The organism is Streptococcus bovimastitidis (assembly GCF_001885095.1).
Lineage (GTDB): Bacteria > Bacillota > Bacilli > Lactobacillales > Streptococcaceae > Streptococcus > Streptococcus bovimastitidis.
Genome location: NZ_LZDD01000001.1, coordinates 255,332 through 266,837, shown reverse-complemented (window position 1 = coordinate 266,837; position 11,506 = coordinate 255,332). Strand labels below are relative to the sequence as shown.

The 11,506-nt window shown below is 31.7% G+C and carries 12 protein-coding genes; 2 read left to right on the top strand and 10 right to left on the bottom strand.

The genetic code is table 11. The annotated features are described in order from the left end of the window. Nucleotides 1-47: 47 nt before the first annotated feature. From A9Q68_RS10630 to A9Q68_RS01245, 7 genes are all read right to left on the bottom strand, one after another. Nucleotides 48-209, bottom strand: a complete 162-nt coding sequence (locus A9Q68_RS10630) for a hypothetical protein (protein WP_000368178.1) — start codon at nucleotides 207-209, stop codon at nucleotides 48-50. A gap of 489 nt (nucleotides 210-698) precedes the next feature. Further along, the gene (locus A9Q68_RS01270; RefSeq protein ID WP_071792852.1) at nucleotides 699-1,109 is read right to left on the bottom strand and encodes a sigma-70 RNA polymerase sigma factor region 4 domain-containing protein; all 411 of its coding nucleotides are present in this window, start codon (nucleotides 1,107-1,109) and stop codon (nucleotides 699-701) included. Between the two features lie 266 nt (nucleotides 1,110-1,375). Then, nucleotides 1,376-3,886, bottom strand: coding sequence for an ABC transporter permease (locus tag A9Q68_RS01265; RefSeq protein ID WP_071792851.1), 2,511 nt, complete (start codon nucleotides 3,884-3,886; stop codon nucleotides 1,376-1,378). Further along, nucleotides 3,879-4,565 (bottom strand): ABC transporter ATP-binding protein, encoded by a 687-nt coding sequence (locus A9Q68_RS01260; RefSeq protein WP_071792850.1) that lies wholly within the window; start codon nucleotides 4,563-4,565, stop codon nucleotides 3,879-3,881. Before A9Q68_RS01260 ends, A9Q68_RS01265 begins: the two co-directional genes overlap by 8 nt. A gap of 84 nt (nucleotides 4,566-4,649) precedes the next feature. Further along, complete coding sequence (locus A9Q68_RS01255; RefSeq protein ID WP_165605216.1) at nucleotides 4,650-5,501, bottom strand: sensor histidine kinase; 852 nt, start codon at nucleotides 5,499-5,501, stop codon at nucleotides 4,650-4,652. A gap of 3 nt (nucleotides 5,502-5,504) precedes the next feature. After that, a complete protein-coding gene (locus tag A9Q68_RS01250; RefSeq protein ID WP_071793705.1) occupies nucleotides 5,505-6,161 on the bottom strand; it encodes a response regulator transcription factor in 657 nt (218 codons plus the stop codon). Between the two features lie 20 nt (nucleotides 6,162-6,181). Continuing rightward, the gene (locus A9Q68_RS01245; protein WP_071792848.1) at nucleotides 6,182-6,409 is read right to left on the bottom strand and encodes a helix-turn-helix domain-containing protein; all 228 of its coding nucleotides are present in this window, start codon (nucleotides 6,407-6,409) and stop codon (nucleotides 6,182-6,184) included. A gap of 293 nt (nucleotides 6,410-6,702) precedes the next feature. On the opposite strand from A9Q68_RS01245, the gene A9Q68_RS01240 reads away from it, so the two are divergent. Both A9Q68_RS01240 and A9Q68_RS01235 read left to right on the top strand, forming a co-directional pair. Next, nucleotides 6,703-7,062 (top strand): plasmid mobilization protein, encoded by a 360-nt coding sequence (locus tag A9Q68_RS01240; protein WP_071792847.1) that lies wholly within the window; start codon nucleotides 6,703-6,705, stop codon nucleotides 7,060-7,062. Continuing rightward, on the top strand, nucleotides 7,062-8,393 hold the full coding sequence (locus A9Q68_RS01235) for a relaxase/mobilization nuclease domain-containing protein (protein ID WP_071792846.1): 1,332 nt from the start codon (nucleotides 7,062-7,064) through the stop codon (nucleotides 8,391-8,393). Before A9Q68_RS01240 ends, A9Q68_RS01235 begins: the two co-directional genes overlap by 1 nt. Here A9Q68_RS01235 and A9Q68_RS01230 read toward each other — a convergent pair whose 3' ends face one another. The 3 genes from A9Q68_RS01230 to A9Q68_RS01220 are packed head-to-tail and all read right to left on the bottom strand — an operon-like array spanning nucleotide 8,394 to nucleotide 11,475. Continuing rightward, on the bottom strand, nucleotides 8,394-9,506 hold the full coding sequence (locus tag A9Q68_RS01230) for an AAA family ATPase (RefSeq protein ID WP_071792845.1): 1,113 nt from the start codon (nucleotides 9,504-9,506) through the stop codon (nucleotides 8,394-8,396). It abuts the gene before it with no gap. Then, a complete protein-coding gene (locus A9Q68_RS01225; RefSeq protein ID WP_131814166.1) occupies nucleotides 9,499-10,269 on the bottom strand; it encodes a DUF6414 family protein in 771 nt (256 codons plus the stop codon). The genes A9Q68_RS01230 and A9Q68_RS01225 overlap by 8 nt, the downstream gene beginning before the upstream one ends. 21 nt (nucleotides 10,270-10,290) lie before the next feature. Beyond that, nucleotides 10,291-11,475, bottom strand: coding sequence for an LlaJI family restriction endonuclease (locus A9Q68_RS01220; RefSeq protein WP_240494199.1), 1,185 nt, complete (start codon nucleotides 11,473-11,475; stop codon nucleotides 10,291-10,293). Between the last annotated feature and the right edge of the window lie 31 nt (nucleotides 11,476-11,506).

Below are 11,506 nucleotides of genomic sequence, written 5' to 3'. Positions count from 1 at the left end.
CCACTTATGGTTTGGACTAATATATCAAGTATATTATAGCACTTTTATCACTTGTTCTCAATCTGAGTTTTTGCCATGTCAAATTTATTTTTATCTTCAATATTTTTTACTGGAGTTGGATTTGGAAGATTATCTAAATCTAAAACTCCAGCATACTTTGTAATCAGATTTGCTATCAAATCAGCCAGTCCATTCCAGTCATTATCCACCAATACACCCCCCTCCCGCTTTAAATTCTTTATAATCAAGTATTATTTTTCTTACTAAGTTTTATGACATTGGTAGGTGCATTGGCTGCTACATAGGAATCTCACCTCCGCCCCTTGTTTCAGACGAGGCAGCTTAAACTATTGAAGTATCATTATCACCACTTACATCATCGAAATAAGCCGCCACGCTTATCTTTTATGTATTCCTATCTATCGCTCGTTTTCTTCTAACCTCGACAATATGCCGGTATTCATTTGAACCGATTTTCATCAGCAGAAAAGTCTTGGCGTAGGTCATAACTCTCAGTAAATGGATAAAGTCCTACCTTGGTCTATTCACTTGTCAAAGAGCAATATTTGAAAGGGATTATTTTCTTTACATTTTCCTATTTGCCATAAGCAGGCTATCTCTTATTCAAGAAAGTAAAGGAGGTCAAACTCCCCTTCACTTTACATAAGGAAAATTTGACCCCTTTGGTTACCGAAGTTTTAAAGTTCTTCAATAAATTTTTTCAGCTTTTCAAGAATTTTATTTCTTCTTTTGATTAAAGCCGGATGTGTAATACTTTTGAGCTTTGCCACCGAACGAACCGTTTCATCATTGAAATACAAGCGTTCAATAATATCTCTTTCTTCTGCATTGAGCCTTGATATAGCATTTCTGACTGCTTCAATCATCATCTGTGTTTCAACAATCTTTTCTACATCAACACTTTCATCAACAATATTATCTACAAAGTGTCCGTCATGATCCAATGATGAAAAAAAGAGCAAGTGGTTTTTCTTGTCCACCTGCTCTAAATACTTTTCGTGTTCTTTTTCTCGCCAGTAGACTTTATATATCTGCTCGCTGACTTTAACCTTTTGTCCATAGACATAAAGGTAATATTCTTTTGGCATATATGCTTCCTCCATTTCTTTTTTGTCTGCGTTTTAAGACAAAAAAGGAGGACTCCTGCACATAGGCATAAGAAGTCCTCGAAAACGAAAGAAACTTGATCTTCCTTTAATTCTATTTAATTGGTTAGTTAAATGTTTAAGAAGGCATAAAGGTATTAAGAACGCAGGAAAAAGGAGAATGTATTATATCTTGATCTATTTTTAAAGTATATAAATATATCGACATTCTTCTCCACATCCTTTTAACTAAATATATAGTTTAATTTTTATACTTTTTGCCACTTACACAATTGGGGTACTATATATGCAATCAGCAAAAATAATGGTATGGCTACTAATACTGGCCAAATAATAAACTGATATTTAAACATTATCATTTGTCCAGCAATCATATTTACTATAGAATGGTTTAATCCTATTCCAACTGTGAGTACCACAACGAATGTAAATAATATTCTCATCACGCCTTCAGCAGCAAGCATATTTTTTATCTGCTTATTAGTCATTCCTACCGCATGAAGTGTTTTAAGTTCACCACTCCTTTCGTTTATGGATGTGTAAGTTAAGTTTATGAAATTTAAAACTCCTATCAATGCAAGAATTAAACTCATTGCGCTTCCAATCAATAGAAATGTTCTTTTCATTTCATTAAAACTCTCTTTATATTTATTTCTTGATTCAAAATCAAGAAGTGGTTTTGTCTTTTCGCTGTATTCAATTAACGATGCCTCTGCAACATTTATATGCGAATCATCAACATTTACGAAAAGCTTCATCGCTTTATTACTCTGTGAATAAGATAAATATTCTGTTGATGGGAGCATAATATTAACATCTATTATTTGTGAATATCCCGGTCCCATAGAGTAAGGAACATTTCCAATTCCCATTACCTCATATGACTTTACGGAACCATCAGGCATTTTCACGCTGATTTTTTCTCCCATTTTATAAAATGCTAAAGCTGCATCATCTCCGGAACCTTTGATTGGAGCAGAAACAACTGCATAGTTCCCTGATTTGAATTTTTCCCAATCCAAATTCCCGGCATCCATTTCAAGATTCTCGTAAACCATTTGATCCAATCCGTATACTTTGCTGTATATCTCTTGATTAGCAAAAATACGACTCTCTAGTTCTTTTGCCTCATAAGGATTAATTTCACTTTTAATAGATTCATAAAATTTTTTCACTCTATTCAAAACTGTATCATCTACTTTATGAAGTCCTGCCGACATGTAAATCGCACCTATTTTCTCTATTCCTGCAAGTTTTTTACAATATTCAATATCATCCTGACTCACCCCTTCATAATCTGCTGCTAAAGAATTTTTGTTAAAAACAGAAGCGTCCGCTACGGTAAAATCAGAGCTAGAAAAACTACTTATATATTTATCTTCATCAAAGCTCGCCACAAGAGATATGCTTATATTCAGCATAATTACACTCAATGCCATAGAAAGAATGACAAAAAATGTTTTCTTTTTATTACGTCCAATATTTTGCCAAGCCATAGTTACAGGTGTAACCTTATGAGTTTTTTTATTTTTTTTATTAATCGAATTTGAATAATCTACATATCTTACAGCTTCAACAGGTGATACTTTTTTAACAATTTTACATGCTCTTACACAGCTTATTCTGATAGTTACCCACGAAAAGATGCCACTTATTAGAAAAAAACTAATGTTAAATCCTATATTTATAGGAATATTAATCATATTACTAACAATTTGCGGAATAATTACCATCGAAGCAAAATAGCCAATTACAAGACCGATAGGTATCGCAATAGCACTAATCATAATTGCCTGTCTGATTATAATTTTTTTAAGTTGCTTGTTAGTTGTTCCAATGGTCTTAAGCAAACCATAGTGATGAATATCTGCGGTTACCGAGATACTAAAAATATTGCTTATTATTAGATAGCCTGAAATCATAATTATGAATAGTAAAAAAATCATAATAGCAGCACTTGTCGGATCTATTGAAGATGTCGAATATGCCCAGTTAACTCCATCGTTTATTTCTTTTCCAAAATCAAGTCTTGTTTTTAAATCCTCCATCTTCCCGCTAATATTAAAAGAATTATTAAAATTAAATGCCGGATTAATTGAGCCGGAGTATGAGTTAACATTCAAAAAATTCTTCATATCAGCTTCATTTTTCCAAACAGGAGAAAATTTTTCTTGGAATTCTTTCGATACAAAAATTTGGTTAGTAAGTGTTTCTGCTGGTTTTTTCCAAATCCCGCTGATAACAAAGTCGCCTTCATAGGTATCAATCCCGTTATCTATTTTCAGATGAATCTTTTGTCCTATCTCATGCGGTAATCCAAAATCATCCAGTACATTTACACAAGTTGCAATCTCATTTTCCTTTTGGGGAAGCACTCCAATTTCAGGGGATGAAAATGAATGCTTTGCATTTATTTCATCTGTATACCTAATTTCAGTATAATCTTCTCGCAGTTCTTCATTAGTTGATTTCCCTACTATAATGTTGTAACAGAGTTTGTTTATTTTATTATCTTGAGATAGCTTATCAAATTGCTCTTGCGTTAAATATTTAAACCCTGCATGTAAATCTGTCCCCACCTGATACATCGTAGATTTTTCCATACCGTTTATCATACTGCCTGCAATAGTAAACACTGCAGTCATCATAAAGGCGGTAAGTGAAATGGCAACTATTAATATTAAATTTCTTTTCCTATTAGCTTTCATACTTTTTTTACTAATATTTGAAATCCATTTTCGATTACTTATTTTACGCATTAAGACCACCGCCCTTTGAAACTATATGACCATCTTCTATTCTTATAATGCGATCCGCCGCCTGTGCAATTTCCTCATTGTGAGTAATTATCACTATTGTTTGATTAAATTTTTCTCCTGTAACTTTCAAAAGTCCAATAACATCTTGGCTTGTTTTTGAATCTAAATTCCCTGTTGGTTCGTCAGCAAGTATAATAGATGGTTTAGTAGCAAGTGCTCTAGCAATTGCTACCCTTTGTTGCTGCCCACCTGATAGTTGATTAGGCATACTATTTATTTTTTCTTTTAGTCCTAAAGAAGTAATAATTGAATCCACATATCCTTTATCAACTTCATTACCATCAAGTTCTATAGGAAGCACGATATTTTCATATACATTAAGCATTGGTACAAGATTGTACGCCTGAAAAACAAATCCTATTTTTCTTCGTCTAAAAATAGTTAGCTCTTCATCCTTAAATGTAAATATATCTTTTCCATCAACCAATACAGTTCCCTCTGTTGGTCTATCCAATCCACCAAGCATATTGAGCAATGTTGATTTGCCACTACCGCTAGAACCAACTATAGCAACAAATTCTCCATGAGATACTGAAATATCAACTCCATCAATAGCCTTTACAATCACTTTAGATTGGTTATAGTATTTTTTTAATGATTCTGTTTTTAGAACATCCATATTTATTCCTCCATGTATAAAAGAAAATGCTAAGCATATCTATCTATGCTTAGCATAACACTGCATACTTTCCAGAAAATTTCTTTAATCTTTCACTTTTGAAAGAATTGGGAAGTAGATCCCAAAAGTACTACCAGCTCCTACTTTTGATTTAACTTTGATATATCCACCATGTCCTTCGATAATATTTCGTGCAAGAAATAATCCCACGCCAATTCCTTCTGTATTTTCTGCAAGAGTCCCTCTATAGAATCTAGAAAAAATCTTTGGAATTTCATGTTCTGGTATTCCTAAACCTTGATCTATAATATTTATTCCGCAAAACATTTCATAACAAAATGTATTAATCTTTATTCTGCTATTCTCTTCAGAATACTTAATCGCATTATCTAAAATATTAAATACGGCTTCTACCACCCATTTTTCGTCAACTTTTACTATGGTATCCACATTAGTTTCAATATCTATTTTTATATTCTTGGCAGAAGCTTTTAGTGAAGCTTGATTAACCACATTCGCAATTATCCGATCAAGTAGAATTTCGCTTTCCTTAAATTGCAATATTCCACCTTCAAGTCTTGACATTTTTGTCAAAGCATTTATACGTTCTTCTAATTTTCTACTGTGTATACTAATTTCACTTGCATAATCCTTTATTTGAGGTTCATCCGCAATTTCGCAAAGCAACTCAGAATACATGACAATATTAGTTAACGGTGTCTTTGTTTGATGTGATATATCTGTAATTAGTTGCTTTAGTTTATTCTTTTCCTCTGTAATTTTCTTTTCAGACATAGAGGAATTCGTAAGATAACGCATGAACTTAGTTTGAAATTTTGACAACTCTGTCTCATCAAAAAATTTTTCCTCAAACTCACCATTTATTGCTAAATCAAGCATTTCATTTAGAGCTGTAAATTCATTTTTTCTAAACATCATCTACTCCAATCTGAAAACATATCCTATTCCATAAATAGTGTGTATAAGTTTTACTTCCCCATTTTCGATCTTATCACGAAGCCTTTTTACTGTTACAGAAAGAGCATTTTCATCAACATACATCTGATTCTGCCACACATAATCAATCAACTTTTCCCTAGATAAGATAACACCTTCATTTTCAACCAAATATTTCAGTAATCTAATCTCAGTTTTACTCAGTTCAAATTCAACACCATTGTTTTTAAAAACAAAAGCATCGAAATTTAAATCTAATCCATGTTTATTATATGTAGCGTTTTCTGTGTTTCTCGACAAAAGTTTTTCTATTCTTAACCTTAATACCATTAGGGAAAATGGCTTAGTTACATAATCATCTGCGCCGAACTGAAGACCTTCTACTTCTGCAATTTCCGTGTCATTTGCAGTCAAGATTAGCACTGGTTTTTGTGAATGTTTTCTAATTACTTTAAGAAAATCCAATCCATTTCCATCCGGAAGATTTATATCTAAAATAAAAAGATCCGCATCATTTATATCCTTAACATCCGATAAATTGTAAAAATTTCTAAACTCATATTTTTCTTTTCCGAGCGTGAGTTCTATCCCTCGATTTATTGATTTATCATCTTCGATAATATATATTATGCTTTTCATAGTAATCATCTCCACAATCATCATTTACTGTAATCACATTCACTGCGCCTTACATACCTTATCTCGATATCGTAGCCCAAAGCTTCCATCATTTTTACAAATGTGTTGTTAACAATAGATTCTTTGTTACGAATAACTCGATTTACATACGGTGCAGATGTTTTAATTTGCTGAGCTAACTTTACCTGTGTTATTCCTACTTCAATACATTTTGTCTTTACGTCAAGTTCTATATTATTCTTTAGCACAATAAGCTCCTTTTATTATTTTCATTTAACAAATAGGATAATTTATTATACTATAAATTTAGCTGTTCTATCAAGCTTAATTCCAATAGATGTGGTATAATATAATTATAAATTCAAAACTTGCTTAACGCTTGCTATATAATTCATTCTTTTGTAGCAAGCACAGTCTTTGGATATCCAAAGACGGAAAAATCGATGAAGCAGACCTATATGGTGCTGCTTCTTTTTTATCAATTTTTAGCTTGTTAGGGAGAACCCTAAGACCCCGAAATACACCGAAAGGAGACGAAATTATGGAAAACAGAGAAAGAAATATTCAACTAATCGTAAGAGTTAATGAAAAAGAAAAGGCACTTTTTGAAGAGAAACGAAAACTTGCTAAGTGCAAAAATATGAACCTTTTTATTAGAAAATGCGTTCTTGAAAAGGAGATTTATCAGGTTGATTTACAGCCATTTGCAGATTTGCAGGGACTTCTTTATAACGCTACAAGCAACATCAATCAGATTGCAAAACGAGTGAATTCTACAGGAATTATCTATAGCGATGACATCAATGATATGAAAAACCAGATAGACCACATTTCAAAAGAGATATGGCAAATTCACTCTCTTCTGCTTGGAAGAACTGCCGAAACTGGAGATGATAAGTAATGGCAATAACAAAAATTCACCCTATAAAATCTACGCTTAATTTGGCGATTGACTATATAACCAATGCCGAAAAGACGGATGAAAAAATCCTAATCAGCACCAATAAATGCCACACAGCTTCCGCTCACACACAATTTTTAAGGCGAAGAGAAGAAAATAATATAAGAGGTTCTGTACTTGCAAGACATCTTATTCAATCGTTCTTGCCGGGCGAAGCTACGCCTGAAATGGCACACCAAATTGGTCTGGAACTTTGCAACAGAATACTTAAAGATGAGTATGAATTTATCCTCTCTACCCACATTGACAAAGGACATATACACAACCATATCATCTTTAATAATGTAAATATGGTAACGGGGAAATGCTACCAGTCCAACAAAAGAAGCTATCATCAAATCCGTTATCAAAGCGATAAACTATGTAAAGAAAATAGCCTATCAGTTATTGACGAATACTACGAAAGATTTAAGAAAAAGTATAAGACGAACGCTAAATCCTGGTATGAAAATGAACAAGCCAAGAATGGAACTTCTTGGAAAAGCAAGCTTCAGTTTGATATTGACAGAATGATAAAACAGTCAAAGGACTGGGACGAATTCTTGAAAAAGATAGCGGATCTCGGCTATGAAATCAAGTGCGGCAAGCACATCGCTTTCAAGCACAAAGACAAGGAAAGATTTACAAGAGCAAAAACTATCGGGGAAGATTATACGGAAGAAAGACTCAAAGAAAGAATTTTAGAAAACGCTAATCAAAAGACATTCTCCGTTAAAAAGCGTGTCGGAAATATTATCGACATTGCTAACAATGAAAAGGCACAATCAAGCAAGGAATATGAATTCTGGGCTACCAAACACAACCTGCAAGTAGCATCAGATACTGTTATCTTAATGCGTGAAAAAGGCTTTAAGTCTCTTGCTCAGCTTGATGATTTTATCAAAAAAAGTGCGGATAAAAGACAAAACCTACAGGACGAAATCAAGTTGCTTGACGAAAAAATAGCTACCCTTTCCACTACTATGGAGCAAGTCCATACTGTAACAAAATACCGCCAAATTTATCAGGCATATAAGAAAGGCCCTACTGACAAAGCCTTTGCCGGTGAGCATAAAGCGGAAATTCTCTTGTACGAAAAATCCCTTGCCGAATTAAAGAAATCCTATTCCAAAATGCCGAATTCCAAGCAGATTTTTGAGGAACTTGAAAAACTGAACGAAAAAAAGAATACCCTTATGCAAGAGTATTCTTCATCGAAATCCGAGATGACCGAACTGTATCAAATCAGGAAAAACTACGAAAAATATATGGGGAAAGAGATAGAGAGATAATTAAATATTTTCGATTTTTACTTTTAGCAACAGCGAAAAAATATATTCATTTATTACTCTTTCGATTTCTCTTGCATTTTTCATCACCTTCGCAAATCTCAAAATATTATTTAATGCTTCATCCTTGTTTAGCAACATTTTATCAGTTTCAGTTAAGCCATCATATATTTTTAAGAATTTTATCTGTATTAGTTTCTTAGAAATTTCTTCTGACAACTCCTTATACTCTATAAAAGCATCAAATCTACTATAAATCGGATCCCCTAGAGTTTTTCTGACATCAGTTAAATTTATAAAATTCGAAGTACAAATAATAATACTATTTTTTAAATTTAATGTGTAATTTTTATCAACAAAAATACCTTCATCAAACATCTGATAAAATGCACTATAAAATATGCTATTAGGTTTATCAAACTCATCGAATAATATAACATTACTTTGTCTCTCTACTAAGTCTCTTGCAAGTGAAGAAGCTGTATGATTTGCACCAAAGACATAATCTGCAAAAGAATTATTTTGATACATAGAAAATTGTTTCCTGAACACTTTTTCTTCCATTAGGCTGGCAATATATTTTGCTGTTTCAGTTTTTCCTACTCCTGCTGGTCCATAAAATAATACTACTAAAGGCTTATCTTTATTATAGTTCTGAGACATTTTATAAAGATTTGTCGCTAACTTATTTTTTGAATCATCTTGTCCCAGTATATATTTACCAAAGTCTCTATAGAATTTTCTTACCATATCTACAGAAATTCTTTTGTATCTGTGTTCAGTTATCGATATATTTCCATAAACTCCTTTTAGTTGTTGTACAATTGTATCTGGCGGATTTTGAAAATACATATTACTAATATTTACTTCCGCTATCAAGGATAGAAAACCATTTATACCTGAATCACTAAGTCTAGAATATTCTTCAGTTGTAGCAACCAAATTTTTTATATTTGTTTTTTTTCTTTTTATTTTCTTATCTTGAGGAACTACTATGTCAAATTTTCTATTTTGAGCATCCAATTCAGTAATTAATTTTGTTAAAGTTTTTGGTCTAATGCCATTGGGAAGGAATTTTTCAAATTCGACTGCTGGTCCATAAAAAATCTTAATCATTTTTCACTCCTGCCAACAATACATCAAATACATCTATATCATCTTCAGATATTGATTCAATCTCGTTAGCGATTTTATATCCATCTATCTCTTTATCAATATTTTCATATGCGAACTCCTTCGAGGCATCAAGATTAATTAACTTAGTTTTACCAACACGCACCGCATGATAAGTTAATTCCATTTTCACTAAGTCTGATAAAGAATATGAATTTTTAAATGATTTTAAATTAAATCGTAATATTGACTTTGTCCCTTCATCTTCTAATACCATTTCAAAATAGCCTTTACCTTTATTCAACGCCTCATCCATCATTTGAATATTTAACTTAATATCCCCTGCATCCATCTTACCTTCAGTCATTACCATATATGGAGTAATTAATTTAAAGTATGCAAGTGAATTAGGAAAAGGATAAACAGAAGCTTTATCAAATTTTTTCACAAGATTATTTTCTTTTGTTAAGTCTAAGTAGTCCGTTAATACAGTATTCGTAATTGCTTGATTAATTAATTGTTGTGAACCGTACCCAACAGAAACATCGGTTCCAATTTTAAACTTTGCTCCCAACAAAGAAAGCAAACTAGTTTTAGCTCCAATACCAGCTTCAACACTTGTCTTTGTATCCAATTTGTTATTTTCAGTATCTACAATTGACTCTACTATCTTCCCTTTATTTTCCATGTAAATCAAATCTGTCGCTGCTTCTTCATCAAAATACACTATTTTCAAAAACGATATATTTTTGTTCTCTTTTTTCAAAATTTCACTTACCTCCTTACCTTATATTGATTTCGAATAATAATCCAACACTAAATTTAAGTTAATGTAATGTTCTACTATTTTAACTCCATCTAAATCAGTCCTATCCACATGAATTTTTGTATAGTAGTTTTTTTCTGTAGGTAAAAGCAATCCATTATATATAAGAAATTCAGGGTACTTCTGCTTTAAATTATAATGATAGAATAATTGTTTATAATTCAATTGATCCACTTCCGCGTTAAAATACTTTGAATCAAAAAGAACAATTTTTCTATTATCATCATCAATAAATATATGATCGTACTGTATTTTATATGGACTTCTGCCTCTATATTGCAATCTTTTTTCTACGCTTTCCACATATTCCATTTCTGGCTTGGAGAATTTATTTTGTTTGTTTTCTCCCCAAATAATTTGATCTTCTTCTATTCCGCAAAAACCATCGTTGAGATATTCATTTATCATTACTTCCCAATAATTTTCAAATTTCAATGTTATAAGTCTGACATTATCTCTAGTTGTGCTTTTCCACTCTATATATTCAATCAAATTGTTAATAAGCCTTTTTTCTATATCTTTAAAATATAGATTTCTAATCCTTTTTAATTCATTAAGTACATACCTTAAGTTGTTGAATATATTGTTTTTATTAATATATTCATACGGCATAATTGTATTTATAAACTTCTTATATCTGCTTGCATCTGATAAAACGTAATTCATACATTCGCTAATAAATACACTTTTATCCCTAGTCCTCTTAATAGTGAATGGGAAAAATATTACACCTTTTTTCTGAATGATTTTGTTTGATTTATTTACTGTTCTATTCCAATCTATGTTTCCAGCATATCCATTTTCATAATATTGTTCATTAGATAAATATAAACCATATTTCTTATAATGCATCAAAATGCCTAAATATGCTTTTATCGGAAATTCTCCTTTTATTCCTTTATCAAAACTACCATAACTTGCTTTTGATTTCGATAAAATATAAAGTATTTGTTTCATACAAGAAACTTGATTGTGTTCATCATCATCGACTTTATAATGTTTTGGAAATGAAAATAAAATTTTATCATTTTTTATAATTGCTCCGACAAAAGATATTGTAAGACTTCCATTGTATTGATCACAATAATCAAATATCTCCCAAGAGTTTACGAAGTCTTTATCAACAGTTTGACCATCATTTACCACCCGAATTTCCTGTTGACTCATTTCGCACCTC